Raw genomic sequence first — 25984 nt, forward strand, 5'->3', positions numbered from 1 at the left:
TTACCGTCACACCGTTTCCCGCGCCGCACCCGAGGGCGGTGTGGACTGGCCGCCCGAGGAGGCGCCCACGATGTGGCTACGGGTGATGCGCCTGCGAAACACCCAGTAGCTCCACCCTTGATAGGCGCACACAAGTGGCAGGAAGGCCACGGCCACCCACGACATCACGGTGAGGGTGTAGTCGGCTGAGGCGGCGTTGGCCACGGTCAGGCTGTGGGCGGGGATGGTCGCGGGCAGCACTTCGGGGAAAAGCGACCCGAACAGCACGACCGTGGCCGCGACGATCGTCAGTGCTGTCGCTGTGAACGACCAGCCTTCCCGCCCCAGGCCAGCCAAGGCGACGCCGCCGGTCAGGGCGGCAACGGCCACGACCACCAAAGGCAGGGTCCACGGGTTGCCGTAGGCGAGTTGGGTCCAGACCAAGAAGGCGACCGTGGCCGGCACGGCAACGAGCGCCGTGGCCAGAACCGTGCTGCGAGCCCGCGCCCGCACCGTCCCGCCGGTTTTCAGGCTGAGGAACACCGCGCCGTGCAGTGTGAACAGCGACAGGGTCGTCAGCCCACCCAGGAGTGCGTAGGGGGTCAACAAGTCGAGCAGCCCCGACGTGACGGTGTGGCCGGCGGTCATCTCCACGCCGCTGACGATGTTGGCGAAGATGACGCCCCATAGCAGGGCGGGCACCGCGCTGCCCCAAAAGATCGCTCGGTCCCAGTTGGCGCGCCAACGGTCGGTGTCGCCCTTGCCTCGGTACTCGAAGGCGACGCCGCGCACGATGAGCGCGAGCAAGATGAGCAGCATCGGAAGGTAGAAGCCGCTGAGCAGCGAGGCGTACCAGGCGGGGAACGCGGCGAACATGGCGCCGACCGCCGTGATCAGCCAGACCTCGTTGCCGTCCCAAACCGGGCCGATCGCGTTGATCATCACGCGACGGTCGGTGTCGTCTTTGCCGAGGACGGGCAGCAGGGTGCCGACGCCGAAGTCGAACCCTTCGAGGACGAAGTAGCCGGTCCACAGGACCGCGATGGCGATGAACCAGATGAGTGGGAGATCCATAGCGGACGGCTCCTAGTAGACGAAGGCGGGCACGCGGGTGTCGCTGTCGTCCTCGGTGTCGCTCTCGCTGTCCCGGGGCGGCACGAGGTGGCTGGGGCCGGATTTGACGAAGCGCCACAGCAGACCGGCTTCGACGACGGCGAGCACGCCGTAGACGAAGGTGAAGACGCTCAACGACAGGGCGACTTCGCCGAGGTCGACGTTGGGGGAGACGCCGGCGGCGGTGAGCAGTTCACCGACGACGACCCACGGCTGGCGGCCCATCTCGGTCAGTATCCAGCCGAAGATGTTGGCCGCCATAGCGGCTGGCAGGGCGAGGACCGCCGCCCAGTACATCCAGCGTCGCTCGGGTAGCCGGCCGCGGCGGGTCACCCACAGGCCCAGCACCGACAGCGCCACGCCGGCCAGCCCCAGCCCCATCATGAGCCGGAACGACCAGTACAGGACCGCCACGTTGGGGACATAGTCCCCCGGCCCGAACTCCTCTTCCAACTGTCCCTGGACGTCGTTGATGCCGTCGACCTCAGTGCCCGGGTCGTTGCCCGCCAAGAAGCTCAACAGGTAGGGGATCTGGACGTTGATGTGGTTGCGTCCGTTCTCCACGTCGCCGACCGCGAACAGGGAGAAGCCGGCGCCTTCCTCGCTCTCCCACAGGGCTTCGGCTGCGGCCAGCTTCATCGGCGTGTACTCGTGGGCGAGTTGGGCCTGATGGTGGCCAGACAGCGACACCAGCACACCGGCGATGGCGGTGACCACCAGTCCAGTGCGCAGGGTGGCACGGAACAGTCCCGGCTCGCCCGCGGGCACGGCCTCGCCTGGTGTCCCGGTGTCGCCGTGGAACCGGGCACGCATGAGTTTGAAGGCGCTGACGGCGACGACGAAGAGTCCGGCGACGATGAAGGCGGCAGCGACTACGTGGAGGTAGGTCGACCAGGCGTGCGGGTTGCTCAGCACCGCCCAGATATCGGTCAGGCGCGCCCGGCCGGTCTCCTCATCCACGGTGAAGCCTACGGGATGGCGCATCCAGGCGTTAGCGGCCAGGATGAAGTAGGCCGACAGGTTCGTCCCCACGGCCGCGGCCCAGATGCAGGCGAGGTGGACTCGCCGGGGCAGCTTGTCCCAGCCGAAGATCCACAGCCCGATGAACGTCGACTCCAGGAAGAAGGCGAGGAGCGCTTCCATCGCCAACGGCGCGCCGAACACGTCGCCGACGAAGCGCGAATACTCACTCCAGTTCATCCCGAACTGGAATTCCTGCACGATGCCGGTGACCACTCCCATCGCGAAGTTGATCAGGAACAGCTTGCCGAAAAACTTCGTGGCCTGGAGGTACTCGTGCTTGCCGGTACGGTGCCAGGCGGTTTGCAGGCAGGCCACGATCACCGACAGTCCGATGGTCAACGGCACAAAGAGAAAGTGGTACACGGTGGTGATCCCGAATTGCCACCGTGCCAAGTCGAGTGCGTCCATACCCGCCCTTCCGCGAGTCCGAGTCTCGACGGCCAGTAGTACTACAAATTGTAGTTCTACGAGGCGTAGTAGATCGATGGGATGTGGCTCGAAAACCCTGCGGCGCAGCGTGAGACGGGCCACTGTTCAGGGGCAGCGGGGGTGTCGGCGGCAACGAGCAGTAGCGAGGACCGGGTGGCGACAGGGGGCGCCCGCTCGGTGCCCGCCCCCTCGCGTGCCTTCGCCGCTGCCCGTCATCCACCCCGGCCGCTGTATCCCAGCACCGACCCGGTGGCCGCCTCCCATCGGCTGCCTTTACTGCCTCACGTCACCGGCCGCGCTCTAGCGCACAGCACCGACGGGACATCTCCTCTCCCCGAGACACCCCCACCACCCCAACCAACAGCACCTCCAGCAGCCGCCCTCGCCTTACCTCCGCCTTTCTCACCATCAGCTCCGGCAGGCAGTGCGGTTACTTGCCGTCGACGGCCCTTCCGGCGTGTGCCTTTCTGGGCCCGTGCGCCCCGAACACCGCTTCGGGGCGCACGGGCCTTGCGTCGAGGTCCGGCCGCTCCGAAACGCCGCTGCTAGCGGGTGTGCGGGCCGTTAGAGTCCGCTCTCCTTCGCCGGAAGGTGCTCCTTGATGAGGTCGCTGACCCGCACCAGGGCTTCGGCGGGCTGCTCGTAGGAGGCCGGTATCAGGAGCTCCACGTACACCTGCCGTCCCACCGAGGTGTACGTGGTGGGCTGCTCAGGGGGCTCGGGAAGCCACGCGACGTCGTTGACGGCGAGCAGTTCGGAGTCGGGGGCCAGCCCGTCGGGGCGGGGAACCCCGCAGCGTAGCGCGATCGTGGGCGAGCCCCAGGCGGCGACCAGGGGAGAGTCGGGGGTGACAGAGACCCGGTTCTTGCCCAGCAGCGAGTCGGGAAGCTGTTGCACGAGCGAGCGGCACAGTCCTGAGGCTCCTTCAGCGGGGCTCGGGGAGGGAACCTGCACACTGTCGGGGGCACAACCGACGAGCAGCGCTAGCAGAATCGGCACTGCACCAGGCCAGATGTGTCGCCTGTGCAATTCGCACCCCCGTGTCAGAGCTCGACGATCGGGCAGGTAAGCGTGCGAGCGATGCCGTCGAGTCGCTGGATCGGGGCCACGACCAACCGCCCAAGAGCATCGATGTCCTCGGCCTCCGCCCTTACCACCACATCGTAGGGGCCCGTCACGTCCTCGGCCCGCACAACCCCGTCGATCTCGGAGATCCGTTGGGCGATATCGGTTACCTGTCCGAACTCGGTCTGCACCAAGATGTAAGCCTGCACCATTGAGGGCTCCCTCCCCGAGCGACGTTGCCGCGGGTCTAGACCATTGGCCTCAGAAGCGTCACCGTACCCTGAGGGCTGTGTTGAGCACCATCGCAGACATCGGCGAATTCGGGCTTATCGCCCGGTTGATTGCCAGGTCTCCCCAGACCGACGACGTCCTCGTGGGGCCGGGCGACGATGCCGCCATCGTGAGCGCCGGCGACGGTCGGGTCGTCGCCACCACTGACCTGCTTGTCGAAGGGCGTCACTTCCGCCGCGCATGGTCCGGTCCGCGTGATGTCGGTCACAAAGGGGCGGCACAGAACCTCGCTGACATCGCCGCCATGGCAGCCCGTCCAACCGCGCTTCTAGTGGGGTTGGCCGTGCCCGCCGACCTGCCCACGGTGTGGGCCGACGAATTCGCCGAGGGGCTGCGGGCCGAGTGCGTGCGGGCTGGGGCGGCGGTGATCGGTGGGGACGTGGTTCGTTCCGAAACCCTCACCATCGCTATCACGGCCCTTGGAGATCTGGCGGGTGGTGCCCCGGTGCTCCGTAACGGCGCTAGGCCAGGCGATGTCGTCGCCGTCAACGGGCGGCTCGGCTGGTCGGCAGCCGGCTTTGCACTGCTGGAAGCCGGTAGCGACGAGCACGCCCCCTGCCGATTGGCTCACCTGCGGCCCAGTCCGCCGTATCGCGCCGGTGTGCAGGCTGCCGAGTTGGGCGCTACGGCGATGCTCGACGTCAGCGATGGCCTGGTGCAGGATCTCGGCCACATCGCCGCCGACAGCGCGGTGGCCATCGACCTTGACGGTAGCTTGCTGCGGCCTGCCCCCGAACTGGTGGCAGCGGTGGACCGGCTCACCGCCATAGGCGCGCGGCCGTGCAGCGCCCGGCACTACCTGCTCACCGGAGGTGAGGACCACGCACTGGCCGCCACTTTCCCGCCCAGCGTCGACCTGCCGCCGCAGTGGCGGGTTATCGGCCGCGTCACCCCGGGGACGGGGGTCAGCGTCGACGGTGCTGCGGCCCTCGACGGGGGCTGGGACCATTTCTCCTGACCGGCTCCGCCGGTTGCGCGTCGCCCCCACCCCCTTCGCCGGCGCCGCACGCAGCCGCCAATGTCGGCGTGCTCGCCGTGCCGTTTCGGCTGCGGCGCGGGGCCGGATGGGTCTTCAGTCGCCTGCCGTCCCATAGCGCACCGGGCCCACACTGGGGCTGGTGCGCCGGGGTATGGTTCGGTCGAGCGCGCGTGAGTAGAGTCAGGTAGCGCGCGCTCGGGAGGAGCCCTGTCATCATTGCTGGCGGAGGGGGTATGAAGAGGGAGTTTCCCGTTCCTTAGCAGCGCTGTCGCCTTCCCTGGTGAGAGCGGTGTTTGGGTTAGATGTCTGTTTTGTGGGTGAATTCGCGCTAAGCTCTGCCGCGTAACCGTCGTCGGAAAGCCCACGTGGTGGCTGCCTCGGCTCGCGGGCACGGACTCCCACGCCGACGGCACCGGTGAAGCACCACTCTCCGCACCCCCTCCAGGATTCAGCGCGTCCTGGCACCGGCGTTCACCATCGGTCGCGACGTCGGTATTTCGCCCGGAACGCGAGGGGACAGCCATGAATCGCGCGAGACGAAGGGCATAGCTATGGGTCCTCCAACCGAAGAGGCCGAAGGTGGTCAGCGCGGTGCGCATCGAGCCGAGCCCCAAGGCAGTGGTCCCCTGGCCACGGTCGGGCACGTGCTCGGCAGTACGGTCCCCAAGCGCGTGCAACCGCCCCGCCTGCTTCGGGTGCTGCTCATCTCCGGGATGACCATCGGCCTGTGTCTTTTCGGCTATAGCACGACGCAGATCTACCTGCGCTTCACCGAGCCCCCCGCCTCGCCGGGAGCCAACGGCGAGCCCGACTTCAATATCCAGGTCGAGCCCACCTCAGGCGAGATGTCTCCCTCGGCGACCCCCGAAGTCGACGCGCGCGCCACTGTTGAGGCCCAAAGCCAGAGCCCTTCCCCCGAGCCCACCAGCGTCGAGGAGTCGACAGAGCAAGCCGACGACCAGCGCAGCCAGTCGCCGCAGCAAACCAGCCAACAGCAGGACCAGCAGCAGGAAGACGCCGATCACGACGACCAGGCCACGGCCACCGCCGCCGGGGCGCAGTCGGGGGCCTCCGCCAGCGTGTCCTACAGCACGGTCACCTACTCCGACTCCGGCTTTGGAGGACAGGTCGTCATCACCAACAACGGTGAGAGCACCATCGAGGACTGGCGGCTGCGCCTCAGCTTTTCCGACGTCACGGTGACAGCGGCATGGGAGGCGGACTGGCAGTCCACCGGCAAGGGCATCATCGCTCGCAAACCCGATTGGAAGAGCGGAATCGCTCCCGGAGAATCGACCACCCTGAGCTTCACCGCCGAAGGCGAAGCGCAGCCCCCCACTGACTGCTCCTTCAACGGCGCTTCCTGCGGGCTCTGAGAGGCCGAGCAGGACCGCCCCGCGCTCGCCCCCTCTTCGATCCCAACCCCGGCCCTCGATCCGGCAGCGCGGCAGCGACCAGCCGAAACGACCCGAGACGACAATGGGCGCCCTGGCTCGAAGCCATGGCGCCCATCACGGATTACGCATCGCCCACGGTAACCGTGCTCCCGCCGACTCCGCGGGCAGTCAGGACCGGGCTATCTCTTCGCCCTCTCCACCGCACACATCCGCGTCCACCCGCGTCACTACCGCGACCAGCGAATATCAAAAAGCCACGCAGCCCGCGGCAGCCCATAACGGCGCCCCCACGGGCCAGGCGGCTCACCTACCAAGGCCGGCGCGTCAGCGGCTGACTTTGCCCGCCTTGATGCAGGAGGTGCACACGTTCAGCCGCTTGGGCGTACCGCCCACGCGGGTGCGCACAGTCTGGATGTTGGGGTTCCAGCGGCGGCGGGTGCGGCGGTGCGAGTGGGAGACACTGTTACCGAACCCTGGTCCCTTGCCGCAGACGTCGCAGACGGAAGCCACGGTTACTCCTTTAAGCGTTCGGGACAGCGCGTCCATGCGCAGCCGTCCCACATAAGGTTTGATAAGCACGCGGGTCGGCGCGATAAGGCGCCAACCGGAAAAGCCTACACGAGGTCCGAGGACACCACCCACATGAGCGAGTACACGCTCCTCGAACTCCCCCTTGTGCGTTCCGGAAGCGGGGGCAGACCCCAGCGCCCGGACCACCGTTGGTACCGGCTTGGCGTCCGCCGTCCAACGGTCAATACCGCACCATTATAGCCGCCGCAGACCCGCGTATTTCACGCGAACGATCTAGGATGCCGCACAGCGGCCCACACGGGCCGCGCCTGACTCGCACCGCGGCAGGGGAAGTTGGGGAAAGCAGTGATTGGTTGGGATGAGCCGCTTCGCACAACGTTGGGCGGCAACGCGGCCAAGAAGCTCGCCATGGCCCTCGATCTGCACACCGTCGGCGATCTGCTGCGCCACTACCCCCGGCGCTACGCCAGTCGGGGAGAGCTGACCGAACTGAGCGGTCTGGTCGAAGGGGAACAGGTCACTGTCTTGGCCGAGGTCCTCAAGACCAACACCCGGCCCATGCGCAACCGCAACGGTCACATCTTCGAGGTCACGGTCACCGATGGCCAGGGTCGGCTCACCCTCACCTTCTTCGGCAAAGGCGGTCGCTCCGGGGCCCGCCCACCCCGCGACTTCCGCGAGAAGGAGCTCTACGCCGGACGGCGTGGGCTCTTCTCCGGCAAGGTCTCCACTTACCGCGGGCAGCGCCAACTCGCCCACCCCGACTACCAACTGCTGCCGGTCGACGAGGGCGCCGACGAGGAGCGCGCCCGCGAGTTCGCCGACGAGCTGATCCCCGTCTACCCGGCTGCCAAGGACTTGCCGTCCTGGCGGATCGCCCAATGCGTGGGGTTGGTCCTCGACCAGCTTGAAGAACTGCCCGACACGCTCCCGCTCTGGCTGCGTTCCCAGTACCGCTTGATCGGCCTGCGCGAGGCATACCAGCTCATCCACCGTCCCGGCGACACCTCCGACATCGGCATAGCCCGGCACCGCTTGAAATGGGACGAGGCGTTCGTCCTTCAGCTCGCTTTGGCTCGGCGGCGCCAGGAGTCCCAAACTCTCGCGGCCCGCCCGCGCCCCCGCACTCCGGGGGCGCTGTTGGACACCTTCGACGCTTCGCTGCCGTTTGCCCTCACCGAGGGCCAGCGCGAGGTGGGGGAGGTTATCGCCGCTGACCTCGCCACCGACCACCCCATGCACCGGCTGCTGCAAGGCGACGTCGGAGCGGGGAAGACCCTCGTCGCGCTACGTGCCATGTTGCAGGTCCTCGACGCGGGGGGCCAGGCTGTCCTGCTCGCGCCCACCGAGGTCTTGGCCCAGCAGCACCACCGCTCCATCACGGCCATGCTCGGCCCCCTAGCGCGTGCCGGGCAGCTCGACGGCGCGCCCAACGCCACGCGCGTGGCGTTGCTGACCGGGTCACAGGGCGCCGCGGCGCGCAGGCAGGCGCTCCTCGATGCCGCCTCTGGCGCGGCGGGCATCCTCGTGGGCACGCACGCCGTGCTGCAAGAACACGTCAGCTTCGCCGACCTCGGTTTGGTCGTCGTCGACGAGCAGCACCGTTTCGGGGTCGAGCAACGCGACGCCTTGCGCGAGAAGGTCGCCGACGGTCGTCCCCACACGCTGGTCATGACCGCCACCCCCATTCCCCGCACGGTCGCTATGACCGTCTATGGGGATCTCGACGTCGTTTCGCTCACCCAGTTGCCGGCCGGACGCGCGCAGGTAAGCACTCACGTGGTTCCGGCCAGCGACAAGCCGCACTACCTCAGCCGCGCATGGGAACGCATCCGCGAGGAGGTCGCCCAAGGGCGCCAGGCGTACGTGGTCTGTCCGCGCGTGGGGGGAGAGCCGGAGGGAGCCGAGGCCGCCGGCGACGAGGTCACGGCCGGCGACGTCGGGGCTCAAGGGCAGGGCGACGATTCCCCGGAGGAGCGGCGTGCGCCGCTCGCCGTACTCGACATGGCTCCCGAGCTGGCCGCGGGGCCCCTGGCGGGGGTGCGGGTCGAGGCGCTGCACGGTCGGCTGCCTCCCGAAGACAAGGACGCGGTCATGCGCCGCTTCGCCGCCGGCGAGGTCGATGTACTGGTGGCCACCACCGTCATCGAGGTGGGCGTGGACGTGCCCAACGCCACCGTTATGGCGATCATGGACGCTGAACGCTTCGGTGTCTCTCAGCTCCACCAGTTGCGCGGTCGCGTGGGGCGGGGACAGATGGCGGGGCTGTGCTTGCTCGTCACCGACGCCCCCGAGCATGCGCCCGCGCGAGAGCGACTGGCGGCCGTGGCCGCCACCACCGATGGCTTCGAGCTGTCTCGGGTGGATCTGGAGCAGCGCCGCGAGGGCGACGTGCTGGGCGAGGCCCAGTCGGGCCGCAGGTCCTCGCTGCGACTGCTGACCCTCCTACGGGACGAGGAGCTGATCCGCGACGCTCGGGAGGCGGCACTGGCATTCATCGCCGAGGACCCTCATCTGGGGTCGCATCCGCCACTGACCGCGGCACTGGCCGAGCTGCTCACCGACGAGCGTGCGGAGTACCTGGAGAAGACCTGACAGCCCGACCGCCCATCGGCGGTCGGGCACAACGCGAGGAGGACGATGCCCCGCATCATCGCTGGGCGCGCGGGCGGTCGACGGATCGCCGCTCCCGGGGGGCGCGATACGCGACCCACCGGCGACCGGGTGAGAGAGGCGCTGTTCGCCGCCGCGCTGTCGGACTTGGGAACCTTTACGGGGCTGCGGGTGCTCGACCTCTACGCCGGCTCGGGCGCGCTCGGCCTGGAGGCGCTCTCGCGTGGCGCTGAACACGTCTTGCTGGTCGAGGCGGGACGTCGGGCCGCCTCGGTGCTGCGCCGCAACGTTGCCGCTGTGGGCCTTGCCGGTGCCGAGGTGGCTCAGGAACGGGTCGAGCGGGTACTCGCGCGCTCACCCCAGGTGGAGGGCTATGACCTCGTTTTCGCCGATCCGCCCTATGTCACCACTGAGGGCGAGATCACAGTCGTCTTGCGGGCCCTGTGTGACCAGGGGTGGCTGACTCCCGGCGCGCTGGTCGTCGTTGAACGCGCGAGTCGTGGGCCTCATGTGACCTGGCCAGCAGGGTACGAACCGGGCAGGGTACGTCGATACGGCGAAGCCGCGCTTTGGTACGGTCACGCCGCGAGTCTGCACGATCCGGTCTGATCGGTTAAGTCACAATCTGGGCAGAACTGTTGTGCGGTGACTCGCGTCCGCTGGAGAGGACCTTGAGAGGGGAGCGGTCTACTGTGCGCCGTGTCGTCTGCCCCGGGTCGTTTGATCCGGTTACCAATGGTCACATCGACATCATCGGCCGAGCGGCGCGGCAGAACGACGAGGTGATCGTCGCCGTGCTGACCAACACCAGCAAGCGTGGCCTGTTCTCGGTCCCCGAGAAACTGGACATGCTGCGCGAGTCCACTCGACACTTTCCCAATGTGCAGGTCGCGGAGTTCGATGGGCTACTCGTGGACTTCTGCCGCCAAAACGACATCCCGGCGATCGTGCGGAGTTTGCGCTCGGTCAGCGACTTCGACTACGAGTTGCAGATCGCCCAGATGAACTACCAGCTCTCCGGAGTGGAGACCCTGTTCATGACCGCCAACCCGCAGTACTCCTTCCTCAGTTCCAGCCTGGTCAAGGAGATCGCCCAGTACGACGGTGACGTGAGTACCTTGGTGACACCCTTTGTCGAGCAGCGGCTGCGCGCCAAGTACAAGGAGCACGGCTGAGTCTGCCCGGCTGGCACGGCGCTCCGGCGGGCAGGGCGGTCGGCGGCCCCGCTGCGGGGGCGTGAAGCGGTTGGCCGACGGTGGCTTGGCCCACTGGTCGGGACGCCGGCGGCTTCCCCCTGGCGTCAGCCATGGGGAAGAACTCAATTTGTCCGGCTTGCAGCCGTCGCTAAAATGAGATTGTGAATGTGCACGCTGTGTGCACTGTGTCGTCGGGATATTCGGCGCGCGTCCTCGTGAGTCTCAGGATGGCGCCCGCCGTGCCCGGGCCCGTACATGTCGAGCAAACCCGTGAATTCCCCGCACCCGCGGGGCGGTTCCACTGAAAGCGCGATTACCCTGTCTCGTCTAGATACCCGTTCCCCGTTCGTGGTCGACACGCGGCCACTCGGGCGCCAGCCCGGTGCGATGCGAACGGAGCAGCGTATGGCGCCCCACGCCGGTGACCTCGGCGTGGAGATGGCGCGTGTCCCACAGGACGCCGAGATCCAACTCGATTTCCGGCTTGAGGCCGTTATGGACGGCGTGCTGGTTACCGGTGCCGCGCTGGCTCGGATGTCCGCCGAGTGCTCCCGCTGTCTCGATCCCATCAGCGATGAGGTCGAGGTCGACTTCCAGGAACTGTTCCGTTACCCCTCTGACGATTCTCTCGGTATCGACGCCGGCGGGGGAGAGGGTGACGGGGCAGGTGCTGACGAGGACTACCATCTTGAGGGCGACCTTATCGATCTTGAGCAGGTGGTCCGTGACGCGCTCATCCTCGCGCTGCCCCTCTCGCCGCTGTGTCGGGGGGACTGTCCGGGCTTGTGCGCGGAGTGCGGTGCCAAACTGGCCGACGTCGAAGCTGATCACAGCCATGGCGACCGCGTCGACCCTCGTTGGGAGGCGCTGCGGTCGTTGAGCGAGGAGTTCGGCGACCAGTAGCCCGCGGTGCGGGGCGTCCCCGCACGACCGCGTGGTGTCTCGCTCGATGTCGGCAGGGTCGCTGACGACAACGAGCACGGTGCCCCCGCGCCCGCGGGGTGACCCAGAAAGTGACTCCGTCCCCGCGCTAGGCGGGGGTGACCCAGGAGGATTGAAGTGGCCGTCCCGAAGCGGAAGATGTCGCGGAGTAACACCCGCAAGCGCCGTTCCCAGTGGAAGGCGTCGCGTCCGGTGTTGGTCAACTGCCCGCGCTGCCGTGACCCCAAGCTCCCCCATGTCGCGTGCCCCACGTGCGGCACCTACAACAATCGCCAGGTTCTCAACACTGCGTAACGAGCACAGCGAGCCTATCGCGCATCAGGAGTAGGCCCAGGGACCACGAGTGCCCCTGGGCCCGCCCCAATGTCTCACCGGTTTTCTCCACCTGAACCGAAACAGGGCTTTCCCGAGACCGTGGTGGCCGCCGTGGACGACGGGCGAGTCGGCTATGCCGGCTGTTCCCGCGCCCTTTGGCTCTGCCGCGACGCTCACCTCGCTCTCGAGCGTCCCTGGTCGGTCCGGTCCACCACCGCTTCTCCGGGCGCGCCAGCCGCTGTGGGCACGTGTGCCCACGAGCCGGTGAGGCCGCAGGTGCGCCCAACGCAGAAAGGGATGTGAACGTCGAGTGGCCACTCAACTCTCCGCGGCCGAGATCCGCGAATTCAGCCGAGCGATCGAGATCGAAATCAATCCGAGCGTGCTCACCCGCGCGCTGACCCACCGCTCCTACGCTTACGAAAAGGGCGGCCTGCCCACCAACGAACGCCTGGAGTTCCTCGGCGACTCCGTGCTCGGTCTGGTCGTCACCGACACCCTCTTTCGGGAACACCCCGACCTGCCCGAAGGGCAGCTCGCCAAGTTGCGGGCCGCCGTGGTGAACATGCGGGCCCTGGCCGACGTCGCCCGCGGGTTGGGCATCGGCGACTACATCCGGCTGGGGCGGGGCGAGGAGGGGACCGGTGGTCGTGACAAGTCCTCCATCCTGGCCGACACCCTGGAAGCGATCATCGGCGCGGTCTACCTCGATCTTGGGCTGGAGGTCGCCTCCGAGTTCGTGCATCGCCTTTTCGATCCGCTGATCGACAAGGCCGCCGGCTTGGGGGCGGGGTTGGATTGGAAGACCTCGCTCCAGGAGCTGACCGCCTCTGAACTGCTCGGGGTTCCCGAATACCACGTCGACGAGAGCGGCCCCGACCACCAGAAGACGTTCAGCGCTACGGTGTGGGTGGCCGGGCACAGCTATGGCTCCGGCGAGGGGCGCAGCAAGAAGGAGGCCGAGCAGCAGGCCGCTGAATCGGCTTGGAAGGCTATCCGTTCCCAAAGCGAGGCCAGGCGCGCCGAGCCGGTGGACGGAGAGGACTGACAGCCGGCCATGCCCGAGCTCCCCGAGGTCGAGGTCGTCCGTCGCGGACTCCACAACTGGCTCATCGATCGCACTGTCGCCGACGTGACGGTGCTGCACCCCCGCTCGGTGCGCCGCCACCTTCCCGGCGCGACCGATTTCGTCGCCCGGCTGGCCCACACCCGCGTCGTCGAGGCTCGACGTCGCGGCAAGTACCTATGGCTGCCGCTGGACAGCGGGGATGCCCTCATGGCCCATCTGGGCATGAGCGGACAGTTGTTGCTGCGGCCTGCCCACGAGCCGGGTGAGCGCCACTTGCGTATCCGGGTGGACTTCACCGACGGACAGCGCCAGCTTCGGTTCGTCGACCAGCGCACCTTCGGTCACCTGCTCGTCGACAAGCTCGTCGATGACGACGCGGGTGTGCCGCTCCCGAGCCTTATCACCCACATCGCCCGCGATCCGCTCGATCCGGCATTCGACGACGACGCCTTCGCCGCGGCACTGCTGCGGCGCCGTACCGGCCTCAAACGCGCCCTGTTGGACCAGTCGTTGGTCAGTGGGATCGGCAACATCTACGCCGACGAAGCCCTGTGGCAGTGTCGGCTGCACTGGGCCGCACCCACCGAACGGTTGCGGCGGCCCCAGGTCGACGCACTGCTGAGCGCGGTGCGCGATGTCATGACTCGTGCCCTCGCCGAAGGCGGGACCTCGTTCGACAGCCTCTATGTCAATGTCAACGGCGAGAGCGGCTACTTCTCCCGCGGCTTGCGGGCCTACGGGCGCGCGGATCTGCCATGCGAGCGCTGTGCGACGTTGCTCCGCAGGGAAGTCTTCATGAATCGCTCATCGTTCAGTTGCCCGAAGTGCCAGCCACCCCCGGAGTTCGCCCGATTCTGAAGGGGCGGCGTGGCTGGTTCAAGCGCGACCGCAGCTAAGGAGGGATCTCATGGCCGACGTTCGGCTCACCGCGTGGGTTCGAGGTCGGGTGCAGGGAGTCGGGTTCCGATGGTGGGTGCGCTCACGCGCCCTGGAGTTGGGGCTCGTCGGCGCTGCCACCAACCTCGCCGACGGCAGGGTTGAGGTCACCGCGGAAGGGCCACGCGAGCGCTGCGAGGAGCTTTTTCGGCTCCTCAACGGTGGTTCCACCCCTGGTCGCGTGGAGTCTGTGACGCAACGCTGGTCCGATGCGTCGGGGGCGTTCTCCGGATTCGCTGAACGATGAGTATGATAGATGGGTGACGCGGTTCGCCAAGTACCCATAGGCGGGGTCATGGCGGCCTGAAGAGGCCGCCACTGCCCATGGGAGGGTCACTCCGTGGCGGGGGCTTCACGCCTTGCGCTAAGGAGGTACTTGCATGTGAATCGTGCACTGTGACCTGCCTGGTTACAGAAAGTAGTCACAATAATCTCCGTGTACCCGTTCAATCTTGACCGGCGGTACGCATGGTGAGACTCTGGAAGATAGACCACGCGATATTTCCTGCCACAACGCAGCACATGTCTAACCGGCTGCGGATTGCTGGCTCTCACGTGCGTGAACCAGTCCGGTCACTCAGTGTGGAGGACCCACGTCATGGCGAAGGCTTTGTTTGGCCACGTTGGCGCCCCTGACCCTCGTATGGTTCAGGAAATGCGGCGGCTGCAAAAGCGAGTAAGCGACTTGGAAGAGGAGATCAGTCGACTCCAGGCGCAAAATGACCAACTCTCCGCGGCTGTGGCTGATGTCGCTGTGAGCACGTCCGACCGTGAACCTGCCCTGGCTTAGTCTCCCGTAACCAGACGTAGCGTAAGGTAAGGGACGCCGTCCACGCTTTCTCTGGCGTCCCTGGGGGACCGGCACATTACACCCTCGTTTCCCTGTGCCGCCGTTTCCCGTCATTTTGTCGAGGGTTTACCCCGTTCCATTTTTCCGCAATCCCCGGCCCACACCTGATTTTTCTGCTGCGGCGGTTCCCCGGGTACGTGCCGCAGGGGTGGGCCGGTGAGGCCGTCGACGGTGCGCATCGCGGGACTTCCCGCAGGGGGCTGGGATGGCGCGGTCGGCGCGACAACACGCACAACAGTCATAGCCGCCTAACTTTGGCGGTGCCGGCAGCCACGCCTACGCATGAGCGGTCGTCCCCAGCCGGCCCGCTCATCGGTTCGCGTGCGCACGCCGCATGGAGCAGTGTCCCGGATCGCCGCGGCCCGCCCGTGAGGCTGGATCGCCAGCCTCACGCCGGCGGTGCCGTGCGGCCGGGGCGTCGCATCCATGGCGCGCGGGGCTCCCCCGCCTCCAACACAGCTCTCTCCTGCGGGCTTTACCCTTCGTCGTCCCCGCGAACACGCCGTTCATGGCACCCTAGATGGCGCCCTAGCGGGGACGGGGCGACGCTCACGAGCAGTCGACTAAACGGGGAAGGGGGCACGCTCGTGTACTTGAAAAACCTCACGCTGCGGGGTTTCAAGTCGTTCGCCTCCGCCACGAACCTCAAATTCGAACCGGGCATCACCTGTGTGGTCGGCCCCAACGGGTCGGGCAAGTCCAACGTCGTCGACGCGCTCGCCTGGGTTATGGGCGAGCAGGGCGCGAAGTCGCTCCGTGGCGGCAAGATGGAGGACGTCATTTTCGCCGGTACGTCCTCGCGTTCCCAGCTTGGCCGCGCCGAGGTCAGTCTGACCATCGACAACACCGACGGTGCGCTCCCCATCGACTACTCCGAGGTCACCATCAAGCGGACGATGTTTCGCAACGGGGGATCGGAGTACGCCATCAACGGCGACACCTGTCGGCTCCTCGACATCCAAGACCTCCTCAGCGATTCCGGCATCGGCCGCGAGATGCACGTCATCGTGGGCCAAGGCCAACTCGACACCGTCTTGCACGCCGGCCCTGAGGAACGCCGCTCCCTCATCGAAGAGGCCGCCGGCATCCTCAAACACCGCAAGCGCAAACAGAAGGCGCTGCGCAAGCTCGACGCCATGCAGGGCAACCTCGACCGGGTCAACGACCTCACCGCCGAGCTGCGCCGCCAGCTCAAACCGCTGGGCAAGCAGGCCGAGATCGCCCGCCGAGCCGCCGCCATCCAGGCCGAGCTGCGCGACGCTCAACTACGTCTGCTCGCTGACGACATCGTGACGCTGCGCGACTCCCTGGAGCAGGAACGCGCCGATGAGGCCGAGGTGCGCGAGCGCCGGGCCACGGCCGAGCGAGCACTGGCCGAGGCCCAGGACCGCGAGACCCAGTTGGATGCCGCCGCCACCGCAGCCGCGCCCCTGCTCGCCCAAGCTCAAGAGACTTACCACACACTCTCCCGGCTCAAGGAACGACTCAGCGCCGTCGCCGGCCTAGCCACCGAGCGTCACCGCAACCTCGCCACTGTCGAGGAAGAGCCCAGCAGCGGACGCGACCCCGACGAGCTGGAACGTGAGGCCGAAGAAGTCGGGGAACAGGAGGAACGTCTCCAGCAGCGCCTCCTGGAGGCCCAAAGCGAGCTCGAACGCGCTCTCGCCGAGCGCGAGAAGGCCGAGGCAGCGCTCAAAGAGGAAGACAAGCGCGTCGCCGAGGCGGCGCGGGCCGCCGCCGACCGCAGGGAGAGCCTGGCGCAACTGCGTGGCCGCGTCGAAGCGCTGCGTAGCAGGCTCGCCGCCAGCGAAGCCGAAGTCGAACGGCTCACCCAAGCCGCAGATGAGGCCGCTGAGCGAGCCCACGCCGCCCAGGAGGAGTACGAGCGGGCTACCGCCGACTCCGAGGGCCTCGACGCCGGAGACACCGAACTTGAAGCCGACCATGAGGCGGCCAAGCGCGACCTCGACGCGGCGGAGACGGCCCTCAAGCGCGCCCGCGAAGCCGAGCGCGCGGCCGAACGCGAACGCGCCGCGCTGGCCGCGCGTAAGGAGGCCCTGGAGAGCAGCCTCAACCGCAAGGACGGCGCCGGCACGCTTTTGGAGGCCGCCCAGCGTCTGCCCGGCCTGCTCGGTCCGCTCACCACGCTGGTGCGGGTGGAGCCGGGAGCCGAAACGGCCGTCGCCGCCGCCCTGGGGGCCGCCTCCGACGCCGTGGCCGTCGACACCCTCGACTCCGCAGCCGCGGCGTTGGAACTGCTCAAGAGCGACGACGCCGGACGGGTCGGTATCGTCGTCGCCCAAGGCGGCCCCGCCGGTCTGCCGCCACGCCCGGAGTGGCCCGCGTTGCCCGACGGTTGCCGCTACGCCGTCCAGGCCGTCACCCCGCCCCCGGAGCTGGCGGCGACCGTCACCGCCCTGCTCGACCGGGTCGCGCTCGTAGCCGACATCTCAACCGGTCGTGACCTCATCGCCGCCCACCCACAACTCCGGGCCGTCACCGCCGACGGCGACCTCCTCGGGGCCGCTTTCGCCCACGGCGGCTCCGCCTCCGCACCGAGCCTGCTGGAAGTGCAGGCCGCCGTGGATGAGGCCACCGAGCACCTGGAACGCGCCGAGACCTCGTGCGAGCGGGCCGCCGCCGATCTCGCCGCGGCCGAGGAACAGCGCCGGCGCCACGCCGAGACCATCGAGGAGATCGCCGCCCGGCGCCGCGCGGCCGACAAGCGCCGCAACGAGATCGCACAGCAACTGGGCAAGCTCGGCGGCCAGGCCCGCTCGGTCAAGGCCGAGGCCGACCGCTACGCCGCTTCGGTGACCAAGGCGGCCAAGGCCCGCGAAGCCGACCTCGCCAAGCTCGCCGACTTGGAGGAACGGTTGGCTCACGCCGAAGCCGAGCCCGTCGATGACGCCGAGCCCGACACCGCCCACCGCGACGAGCTGGCCGAGCGTGCCGCCCACAGCCGGTCGGTGGAGACCGAGGCGCGGCTGGCTGTCCGCACCTCCGAGGAGCGCGTCCGCTCCATCGAAGGCCGCGCTGACGCGCTGTTGCGTGCCGCCGCCAACGAGCGTCAAGCGCGCGAGCGCGCCGCCCAGCGGCGAGAGCGCCGCCGGCGCCAATCCCGCGTAGCCGAGAATGTGGCCCAAGCGGCGGGGTACGCCCTGGAACGGATCGAGTCCTCGCTGGCCGCGGCCGAAACCGAGCGCCGCACCGCCGAAACCGAGCGCGATGCCCGCGACGCCGAGCTGAAAACGGTCCGTGCGCGGGTGCGGGAACTCTCGGTGGAGTTGGAGAAACTCGCCAACGTCGTGCACGGCAGTGAGGTGGCTCGCGCCGAGCGGGGGATGCGCCTAGAGCAGCTCCACACCAAGGCCGTGGAGGAGATGGGCATCGAGGTCGACACGCTCATCGCCGAGTACGGCCCCAACGTGGCCGTCCCGCCCCCCGAGGACGCCGATCCCGACGAAGCCGTACCCGTGCCCTACGTCCGCGAGGTGCAGGAGAAGCGGGCCCGTACCGCCGAGCGTCAGCTCAACCGGCTTGGCAAGGTCAACCCGCTGGCGCTGGAGGAGTACGCGGCGCTGGAGGAGCGCCACGCCTACCTCTCCTCGCAGTTGGAGGACCTCAAGAAGACCCGCCGCGACCTGCTCACCGTCGTCAAGGAGGTCGACGACCGGGTCCAGGAGGTGTTCGGTTCGGCGTTTGCCGATGTGCAGCAGCAGTTCGCCGCCGTCTTCGCCCGGCTCTTCCCCGGCGGCGAGGGGCGCTTGGTGCTCACCGAACCCGACGACATGCTCTCCACCGGCGTCGAGGTGGAGGCGCGGCCGCCCGGTAAGAAGGTCAAACGCCTCTCGCTGCTTTCGGGGGGCGAACGCTCCCTGACCGCGGTGGCGTTTCTCACCGCGATCTTCAAAGCCCGCCCCTCGCCGTTCTACGTCATGGACGAGGTTGAGGCCGCGCTCGACGACGTCAACCTCCAACGTCTGCTCGTGGTCTTCGACGAGTTGCGTGCAGCCTCGCAGCTCATCGTCATCACCCACCAGAAACGCACCATGGAGGCGGCCGACGCCCTCTACGGCGTGACCATGCAGGGCGACGGTATCTCGCACGTGATCAGCCAAAAGCTGGAGCGCCGCTCCGGCGAGGGCGGTTAAGGCCCCGCCCGGCCGGTAACAGAGCGCGCTTTTGGAATCGCGCCCCGTCGCGCGGGGGTGTTTCTATGGGGTGGTCAAGCGGGGAGCGGGTGGGTGGTGCTCGCTCGTGCGTTGATCGTTGCGTGGTCTCGGCGTTCTTGGCGGCGTAGGTGGGAGTTTGCCGCTTGCCCCGGCCTGGAGGGCTTGCTGTTCGTTCCTCGATCGCTGCGCGATTTCGGCAGCCTCATGGGGGTGCTGTGGCTGGGGAGAGTGGAAACGATGTGGGTGGCTCCAGGGATGAGGCAACGTCGCTCCAGCGCACGATGCCGTTCTATCCCAGAACCTCGCCGGGGCCTCGCTCCGACTCGGGAGGTCGCCGCCCCCAGGACTCGCTGTCGTGCGGGGTGTCGCTGTCGCGAGGGATACAGCGGTGGGCGGCGATCTCTGCGGGGCGGTGGCAGAGGACACCTCAGAAAGCGTTGAGCCGCGACATCCACCGTGGCCAGCCTGCCCGTTGCGCTGTTCATCCCACCTTGGCCACAGCCCGCCCCCAGGCTGCCGAGATCGCTTAGCGATCGAGGCACGAGCGACGGGAAACCTTGCATGCTCTCCTCAAACCAAAGCCACACCCCGCCGCAAGGTTCTGTGGGGATGCCGAGCCAGGGGAGGGAAGGGGGCCGTTCGTTGGGCCCCGCACTGTCAGTGCTGTCGACCGGGGTGGTCTCCGGGCCGACACACGGGCGCCGTTAGAGTGGTGCGTTGGTCCGCGTCGATTTCGCCGCTCGGCGCGCCGCTGCGCGGGTGGCACGCGGACCAACGGCACCCTACGAGCGAAGTCCGGTCACAACCCGGCGCTGTCCCGCAACTGTGAGGCCCGCCGTCGTCGACGGTGGTGACGAGCCAGGTCGCCTCGTAGGTATGCCGACGATCACTGTCCTCGTGGGAAGGGCAGTCCGTCCTGCGGACTTTCTTCCCCTCACCTGTTGTGGAGGAGTCCTGTGCACCTCGCACGCCTTCGGATAGCCGCCTTCGCATTGGCTGTCCTGCCCCTGAGCGTCCTCACCGCCTGCGGCGAGCCTGCCTCTGAGGCCGTGTCCCCCCAGAGCTCGGCCAGCGCGACGGGTTTCCCGGTCACCGTCAGCGACTCTCAGGGCGAGGTCACCCTCGCGGAGCGCCCGCAGCGCATCGTCTCGCTCTCGCCGAGCCACACCGAGATGCTTTTCGCTATCGGCGCCGGCGATCAGGTGGTCGCGGTCGACGAGCACTCCACCTACCCCGCCGAAGCACCCGACACCGACCTGTCGGGCTTCACCCCTAGCGTGGAGGCCATCACCTCCTACGATCCCGACCTGGTGGTCTTGGCCCGCAGCGCCGAAGACGCGGTGCGCCAGCTCTCCGACGTCGGCATTCCGGCGCTGCTGATGCCGTCGGCGACCGAGCTCGCCGACACCTATGAGCAGATCGAATTGCTCGGACGGGCCACCGGCCACCCTGAAAGCGCCACCAAGCTCGCCAACCAGGTCGAAAGCGACATCGCCGACATTGTCGAGGAGGTCGAAGCGGCCACCGAGGGCCGGCCGGAGCTGTCCTTCTACCACGAGCTCGACGAGAGCATGCACTCCGTCAGCTCGCAGACATTCGTCGGCCAGGTCTATGAGCGTTTCGGACTGAACAACATCGCCGACGCCGCCACCGACGGCGACAGCGGCTACCCGCAACTGTCGGCCGAGTTCGTCGTCGAGGCCAACCCCGACCTGATCTTCCTCAGCTATCCCGGCGCAGACGGCGATTTCGACAACGTCGAATCTCTGACCCAGCGCCCCGCCTTCGACACGATCACGGCCGTCAAAAACGGTGACATCGCCCAACTCGACCCCGACACCTCCTCGCGGTGGGGGCCGCGGGTCGTCGACTTCGCCCGCGACGTGGCCGACACCGTGATCGCCTCCGGCGAGAGCTGAACCGTGCCCCACACCCGGCTGCCTTGGCTGTGGCTGCTCGCCGCCGCGGTCGCGCTGCTGCTGGCGATGCTGGTCGGTATCGCTGCCGGCGCGGCCGGTATCGCCCCGGGCGCGATCGCGGGCGAACTGCTCAGCCTGCTACCACTGGGCGGCGAGTCGCCGCTGGGGGAGCGCCAAAGCGCCGTACTCCTCCAGATTCGGTTGCCCCGGGTGGTGTTGGGGGCGGTCGTGGGCGGGCTGCTCGCCATAGCCGGAGCCGGTTATCAGGGCGCGTTTCGCAACCCGCTGGCCGACCCCTACCTGTTGGGGGCGGCCGGCGGTGCGGGCCTGGGGGCGACGCTGGCCATCGTCTACGGTTCCGCGTTGACTCTGGGGTCGGTGCGGCTGATCCCGGTGGCCGCCTTTGTCGGGGCGGTCGTGGGCGTGTTCGGTTCCTATGCCATCGGTAGCGCCGCCGGCCGGGGGGCCACCGCTTCGCTTCTGCTCGCCGGTGTCGCGGTGTCGTCGTTTTTGTCGGCCGCCCAAACCCTGATCCAGCAATTGCGCATCGAGGAACTACAGCGCATCTACGCCTGGATCTTGGGGGGTTTGGGGCGGGGTGGCTGGGACGATGTCGTCCTCATCGCCCCCTACGCTGTCGTGGGCGTCGTGGTGCTGCTGGGCTGCGGCCGACTACTCGACCTGCTCGCTCTTGGCGATGAGAAGTCCACCAGCCTAGGCCTCAACCCCATGTGGGTGCGGCTGCTGGTGATCGCTGCGGCGTCGCTGGCCACAGCCGCCGCGGTGTCGGTCAGCGGCCTGATCGCCTTCGTCGGCATCGTCGTACCCCATATCGTCCGCCAACTGGTCGGCAGCGCCTACCACCGCATCCTGCCCGTCTCCCTCCTGGCGGGCGCTACGTTCATGGTGCTGGTCGACGTGGTCGCGCGGCTCGTCGTTGCTCCGGCGGAGCTGCCGTTGGGGGTGGTCACCGCCTTCATCGGCGCGCCGTTCTTCCTCGCTGTGCTGCGCGCCACTCGCCACCGCGCCGTGTGAGCACCGCTCGCGGTTTTTACCGATGGCCGGTGAGTCACCGCGATCCTGTACGCAACACCGCTGCCGCCATGGGGGAAGTATCCACACGAGGAGCGGTAGGTGACCGCCGCGCGCTTGTCTTCTGCGAAACTGGACGAGCTATGGACTACACCATCGTTGCCGTTGTCATCTTCGTCGTCGCCGTGCTCGTGGTCGGCGGAGCGTTCCTGATCCGGCCGCGGCGCTCGCAGGCCCCTGACGAGGACCGCGAGGGCGGCGCCGCGACAGCCGTGGCCGAGCCGCGCGAGCGCGAGGACGAGACCGCCGACGCCGCGGCGGGGACGACCGCCGTTCAAGAGGCGCCGGCGGCTCCCGAGGTCGAAACCCCGCCTCCCTCGGCCGGTCGGCTGGTGCGCTTGCGGGCCCGGCTCGCACGCTCGCAAAACGTCTTCGGCCAAGGGCTGCTGAGTCTGCTCTCCAGTGACCAGCTCGACGAGGACGCCTGGGAGGAGATCGAGGACACCCTCGTCACCGCCGACGTGGGTGTCACTGCCGCCGCGCAGATCGTGGAGAGTCTGCGTACCAAGGTCAAGGTGTTGGGCACCCGCACCTCTGCCGATATCCGTGCCCTGCTCCGCACCGAGCTGCTGGCCCAGATCAACCCCGAACTCGACCGTGTGGTGCACACCGAGCCTCGCGGCGAGAGCCCGGCGGTCGTGCTGGTCGTGGGGGTCAACGGGACGGGCAAGACCACCTCGTGTGGCAAGCTCGCGCGCGTGCTCGTGGGCGATGGCCGCAGCGTGGTGCTCGGTGCGGCCGACACCTTCCGCGCCGCCGCCGCCGACCAGCTTGAGACGTGGGGCGGTCGAGTGGGCGCTCCCGTGGTACGTCGAGACGAGGGCGCCGACCCCGCCAGCGTCGCCTTCGATGCCGTCTCGCGCGGTATCGAGGACGCCGCCGACGCCGTCATCGTCGACACCGCCGGCCGGCTCCACACCAAGACGGGCCTGATGGACGAGTTGGGCAAGGTCAAGCGGGTCGTCGAGAAGCGCTCTCAGGTCGACGAGGTGCTACTGGTGCTCGACGCCACCACGGGCCAGAACGGTTTGCGCCAGGCACGTGTGTTCGCTGAGGTCGTCAACATCACCGGCATTGTGTTGACCAAGCTCGACGGTACGGCCAAGGGCGGCATCGTCATCCAGGTCCAGCGTGAACTGGGAGTGCCGGTCAAGCTCGTGGGACTGGGGGAGGGGCCCGACGACCTCGCGCCCTTCGACCCCGAGGGCTTCGTCGACGCCATCCTGGAAGCCGCTTGAGGGCGGGCCGACAGGCCCTTGTACCGGGGTGTGAGCGGGGCCGCGGCGCCTGTACCCAGCGGTGGCGTCGTCCGCCTGCCGCTGGGGCGAACGACGCCACATTTTAGCTCTCGTCCCTGCCCTCCGGGGCGGGGGCAACGGTCGGCGGGTCTCTTTAAGGCCGCAGCGCAGCAGGGCCGGCCGAGGCTTTCTCGGCTGCTTACCGCCGTCGAGGGGAGCCGTGCCGTCGCCGCGGTGAGGCTGGAGCCGGCGCGGCACGGCTGCGCGTCACACCCCGACGTCGCGGCGGGTGAACGTGCTCACGGCCAAGCTCAGCAGCACGACCGGTACCGCGATCAGCACGGCGATGAAACCGGCGTGGAAACCGGTGGCGAGGGGGTCGCTGTCGAGGGCGTAGTAGAAGGCGGAGGCGAAACGCAGCCACTCCAACTCCTCGACCTGCAACGCGAAGGTGTTGCCGAGGAAACCGACCACCGCCAGCAGCGCGGCTACCGCCAAGGCCGTGGCGCGCCTGCCGGTGACGGCCCCCACCGCAAGGGCCACCGAGCCGTAGCTCAGCGCCAGCAGTGTCACGACGACGCAGGCGGCGAGCAGGTTCAGTCGGTCCACGTCGAGGTCGAGCCCCGGACCGATCGTCAGCAGGGTTGCGTAGACCAGCGCCCCGAGCACGCTGACGAACACCACGAGGCCCAGGAAGCGCTCGACCACGAGGCGCGTCCGGCTCACCGGGTGGGCCAGGAGCAGTTCCAGTCCGCCCTCCTCCTCGTCGCCGGCGATGGCGCGGGTGCCCACGGTGATCGCGGCGATGACCAGCAGGATGGGCACGAGCAGCGAGAACACGGTGGCGTTGAGGTAGCCCTCGGGGGAGGTGAGGTCGGTCATGTTCAGCGCCTGGGTCATGGTGTCGCCCATGCCCCGCATCTCGGCCTCGGCCAGCGCGGCCATGGTGCTGTCGCCGGTCATCGTGGGGTAGAACGACGAATACATGGCCGTCACGAGCACTACGCCCACCGACCAGCCGAGGAGCGCGCGCAGGTGGTCGCGCAAGAACTTGGCGAAGACGTTACGCAGCATGCTGGTCCTGCCCCTCGGTCGCCTCGGTTGTGCCGTTGCTGTAGTGGGTGAAGAACAGTTCTTCCAGGTCGGGCTCTTCGCTGGTGAGGGAGAGCACCGTGTGCTGGGCGGCGAGCTTGATCAAGGCGTCGGGGCTGCCTTCCACCAGGCAGCTCACCGCGGTCCCGTCCAGCGTGACCTCTCGGACGTTGTCCAACGCGGCGAACTCCTCCTGACTGAGGGTGTGGGAGTCGGCGAAGGTCATCGTCATCCGGCGCAGGGCGCGTTCCCGCAGCGCGTCCATGTCTTCCAGCGCGACGATGCGGCCGTCGCGGATGATCGCGGCCCGGTCCGCCAGATCCTGCACCTCGCTGAGCACGTGTGAGGACATGAACACGGTTCGACCCGCGGCGCGGACCTCACGCACCATCTCTTGGAATTCCTGCTGCAACAGCGGGTCGAGCCCACTCGTGGGCTCGTCGAGGATCAGCAGTTCCGGCTCGTGCATGAACGCTTGGACCAGGCCGACCTTTTGCTTGTTGCCTTTGGACAGCCCTCGGATCGGGCGCGACAGGTCCAGGTCCAGGCGGTGGGCCAACGCCTCGATCCGGCGTGGGTCGACACCGCCGCGCAGGTGGCCTAGGTAGGTGAGGAACTCCCGGGCCGGGCGCCGGCTGGTCATGGCCAACTCTCCCGGCAGGTAGCCGACACGGCTCCGTACTCGAACACCGTCGGTGCGTGGGTCGAGGCCAAAGACTTCGACACCGCCGCCGGAGCGGCGGATGATGTCGAGCAGGATACGGATGGTCGTGGACTTTCCCGCGCCGTTAGGGCCCAGGAAGCCGAAGATCTCACCGGCGCGCACCTGGAGGTTCACGCCGAAGAGTGCCTGATGGCGGCCATAGCTCTTCGTCAGGTCAAGGGTCGCGATGACCGGTGGGGCGAGTTCGGTCATTCCTCCAGCGTCTCCTTTCCGGACCACCGGGTCCAGCTTTCCAGCAGTTCGGGCATCTCCCGTTCCAGCCAGCGGAAGAAGTCGCGCATCTCGTGCAGCCGTTCCAGCCTTCCGCTGGGGTCGTCGAACTCGCGCAGTCCGCGCTCCGCGAGTTCGGCGAACGTTGCGAACAGGGGGACACGCTTGCTGATCATCCGGCTCCAGGCGTGGCGCCTGATCCGGTAGTAGTTGCGGCGTTTTCCCGGCTTGGGGGCCTGCTCTACCAGCTCGGCCGTGGTCAGGAAGCGCAGCGCTCCACTGATGGAGCCCTTGCTCGCCTCCAGTGCCAGTTGGATGTCCGAAGCGCTCTGCTCTGGGGGGTCGCAGATCAGCAGCCAGCCCACGACACGTCCGTGCATACGCACCAACCCCATGCCTTCGAGGACGACGGCGAGTTCCTCGACGTAGTGGCGCTGCGCGTCAGTAGGGGCGAAGGGGGGCTGCTGCTGTGTCTCTCGATCCCAGTGGTCCATAGTGTTCAGTATTTATTGAATTTGCAGTACACACAATGATCCCTTTGTTACGGCGACGATCGACGCCCCCTTACACGTTTTTAACGGCGACCGATTCCAGCTTCCCTGCGACCGGATGACCTCTGTGCGTCACTAATTCACACAGACGTAACAGAAGCGGTGATGTCTTTACGCCGGTGCAACAACAGCGGCGATGCCGAGTAACACGACCGGGACACGATTTCCTGCGTGGCCAGACCGCTGTGCCCGAGGACGTGCTCGCGGCTTCCCACCACCCTGCAAAGTCCATCCCCGCACCGACTATGGAGGCGA

At 68.0% G+C, this 25984-nt stretch carries 23 protein-coding genes; 15 read left to right on the top strand and 8 right to left on the bottom strand.

The genetic code is table 11. The annotated features are described in order from the left end of the window. Nucleotides 1-6 precede the first annotated feature (6 nt). From cydB to ABD848_RS12935, 4 genes are all read right to left on the bottom strand, one after another. Nucleotides 7-1053 (bottom strand): cytochrome d ubiquinol oxidase subunit II, encoded by a 1047-nt coding sequence (gene cydB, locus ABD848_RS12920; RefSeq protein ID WP_344971411.1) that lies wholly within the window; start codon nt 1051-1053, stop codon nt 7-9. Between the two features lie 12 nt (nt 1054-1065). Then, on the bottom strand, nt 1066-2523 hold the full coding sequence (locus ABD848_RS12925; protein ID WP_344971413.1) for a cytochrome ubiquinol oxidase subunit I: 1458 nt from the start codon (nt 2521-2523) through the stop codon (nt 1066-1068). A gap of 585 nt (nt 2524-3108) precedes the next feature. Then, nucleotides 3109-3543 carry a DUF3515 domain-containing protein gene (locus tag ABD848_RS12930; RefSeq protein WP_344971415.1) on the bottom strand — a complete coding sequence of 145 codons (435 nt, stop codon included), beginning with the start codon at nt 3541-3543 and terminating at the stop codon, nt 3109-3111. 44 nt (nt 3544-3587) lie between these two features. Then, nucleotides 3588-3821 (bottom strand): Lrp/AsnC family transcriptional regulator, encoded by a 234-nt coding sequence (locus ABD848_RS12935; protein ID WP_344971417.1) that lies wholly within the window; start codon nt 3819-3821, stop codon nt 3588-3590. Nucleotides 3822-3898: 77 nt separating this feature from the next. Between ABD848_RS12935 and ABD848_RS12940 the strand changes: the two genes are divergently transcribed. Both ABD848_RS12940 and ABD848_RS12945 read left to right on the top strand, forming a co-directional pair. Continuing rightward, the gene (locus ABD848_RS12940) at nt 3899-4858 is read left to right on the top strand and encodes a thiamine-phosphate kinase (protein ID WP_344971419.1); all 960 of its coding nucleotides are present in this window, start codon (nt 3899-3901) and stop codon (nt 4856-4858) included. A gap of 572 nt (nt 4859-5430) precedes the next feature. Then, complete coding sequence (locus ABD848_RS12945) at nt 5431-6255, top strand: cellulose binding domain-containing protein (protein WP_344971421.1); 825 nt, start codon at nt 5431-5433, stop codon at nt 6253-6255. A gap of 345 nt (nt 6256-6600) precedes the next feature. Here the strand turns inward: ABD848_RS12945 and rpmB are convergent, their stop codons facing one another. Beyond that, nucleotides 6601-6786, bottom strand: coding sequence for a 50S ribosomal protein L28 (rpmB, locus tag ABD848_RS12950; protein ID WP_344971423.1), 186 nt, complete (start codon nt 6784-6786; stop codon nt 6601-6603). Nucleotides 6787-7152: 366 nt separating this feature from the next. On the opposite strand from rpmB, the gene recG reads away from it, so the two are divergent. The 13 genes from recG (at nt 7153) to ftsY (ending at nt 23152) form a co-directional block, all read left to right on the top strand. Then, nucleotides 7153-9402: an ATP-dependent DNA helicase RecG gene (gene recG, locus ABD848_RS12955; protein WP_344971425.1), complete on the top strand. Its 2250-nt coding sequence runs from the start codon at nt 7153-7155 to the stop codon at nt 9400-9402. Between the two features lie 45 nt (nt 9403-9447). Next, a complete protein-coding gene (gene rsmD / locus ABD848_RS12960) occupies nt 9448-10029 on the top strand; it encodes a 16S rRNA (guanine(966)-N(2))-methyltransferase RsmD (protein ID WP_344971428.1) in 582 nt (193 codons plus the stop codon). 83 nt (nt 10030-10112) lie between these two features. Beyond that, a complete protein-coding gene (gene coaD, locus ABD848_RS12965; protein ID WP_344971430.1) occupies nt 10113-10595 on the top strand; it encodes a pantetheine-phosphate adenylyltransferase in 483 nt (160 codons plus the stop codon). 333 nt (nt 10596-10928) lie between these two features. Beyond that, complete coding sequence (locus ABD848_RS12970) at nt 10929-11519, top strand: YceD family protein (protein WP_425567532.1); 591 nt, start codon at nt 10929-10931, stop codon at nt 11517-11519. 156 nt (nt 11520-11675) lie between these two features. Further along, nucleotides 11676-11852, top strand: a complete 177-nt coding sequence (gene rpmF / locus ABD848_RS12975) for a 50S ribosomal protein L32 (protein WP_344971434.1) — start codon at nt 11676-11678, stop codon at nt 11850-11852. Between the two features lie 331 nt (nt 11853-12183). Further along, the gene (gene rnc / locus ABD848_RS12980; RefSeq protein WP_344971436.1) at nt 12184-12921 is read left to right on the top strand and encodes a ribonuclease III; all 738 of its coding nucleotides are present in this window, start codon (nt 12184-12186) and stop codon (nt 12919-12921) included. 9 nt (nt 12922-12930) lie between these two features. Beyond that, the gene (mutM, locus tag ABD848_RS12985) at nt 12931-13800 is read left to right on the top strand and encodes a bifunctional DNA-formamidopyrimidine glycosylase/DNA-(apurinic or apyrimidinic site) lyase (RefSeq protein ID WP_344971438.1); all 870 of its coding nucleotides are present in this window, start codon (nt 12931-12933) and stop codon (nt 13798-13800) included. A gap of 49 nt (nt 13801-13849) precedes the next feature. Beyond that, complete coding sequence (locus tag ABD848_RS12990) at nt 13850-14125, top strand: acylphosphatase (protein WP_344971440.1); 276 nt, start codon at nt 13850-13852, stop codon at nt 14123-14125. Between the two features lie 351 nt (nt 14126-14476). After that, nucleotides 14477-14668 (top strand): hypothetical protein, encoded by a 192-nt coding sequence (locus ABD848_RS12995; RefSeq protein WP_344971442.1) that lies wholly within the window; start codon nt 14477-14479, stop codon nt 14666-14668. Between the two features lie 647 nt (nt 14669-15315). Continuing rightward, nucleotides 15316-18882 carry a chromosome segregation protein SMC gene (gene smc / locus ABD848_RS13000; RefSeq protein WP_344971444.1) on the top strand — a complete coding sequence of 1189 codons (3567 nt, stop codon included), beginning with the start codon at nt 15316-15318 and terminating at the stop codon, nt 18880-18882. A 977-nt stretch (nt 18883-19859) separates the two neighbouring features. After that, nucleotides 19860-20822 carry an ABC transporter substrate-binding protein gene (locus tag ABD848_RS13005; RefSeq protein ID WP_344971446.1) on the top strand — a complete coding sequence of 321 codons (963 nt, stop codon included), beginning with the start codon at nt 19860-19862 and terminating at the stop codon, nt 20820-20822. Nucleotides 20823-20825: 3 nt separating this feature from the next. Then, nucleotides 20826-21857 (top strand): FecCD family ABC transporter permease, encoded by a 1032-nt coding sequence (locus tag ABD848_RS13010; RefSeq protein WP_344971448.1) that lies wholly within the window; start codon nt 20826-20828, stop codon nt 21855-21857. 140 nt (nt 21858-21997) lie between these two features. Next, complete coding sequence (gene ftsY / locus ABD848_RS13015) at nt 21998-23152, top strand: signal recognition particle-docking protein FtsY (RefSeq protein WP_344971450.1); 1155 nt, start codon at nt 21998-22000, stop codon at nt 23150-23152. A gap of 267 nt (nt 23153-23419) precedes the next feature. On the opposite strand, the gene ABD848_RS13020 is transcribed toward ftsY, so the two are convergent. The 3 genes from ABD848_RS13020 to ABD848_RS13030 are packed head-to-tail and all read right to left on the bottom strand — an operon-like array spanning nt 23420 to nt 25672. Beyond that, nucleotides 23420-24226, bottom strand: coding sequence for an ABC transporter permease subunit (locus ABD848_RS13020; protein ID WP_344971452.1), 807 nt, complete (start codon nt 24224-24226; stop codon nt 23420-23422). After that, nucleotides 24216-25160 (bottom strand): ABC transporter ATP-binding protein, encoded by a 945-nt coding sequence (locus ABD848_RS13025; protein ID WP_344971453.1) that lies wholly within the window; start codon nt 25158-25160, stop codon nt 24216-24218. The genes ABD848_RS13020 and ABD848_RS13025 overlap by 11 nt, the downstream gene beginning before the upstream one ends. Next, nucleotides 25157-25672, bottom strand: a complete 516-nt coding sequence (locus tag ABD848_RS13030; protein ID WP_344971454.1) for a GbsR/MarR family transcriptional regulator — start codon at nt 25670-25672, stop codon at nt 25157-25159. Before ABD848_RS13030 ends, ABD848_RS13025 begins: the two co-directional genes overlap by 4 nt. Between the last annotated feature and the right edge of the window lie 312 nt (nt 25673-25984).

The organism is Salinactinospora qingdaonensis (genome assembly GCF_039539445.1).
Taxonomy (GTDB): Bacteria; Actinomycetota; Actinomycetes; order Streptosporangiales; family Streptosporangiaceae; genus Salinactinospora; species Salinactinospora qingdaonensis.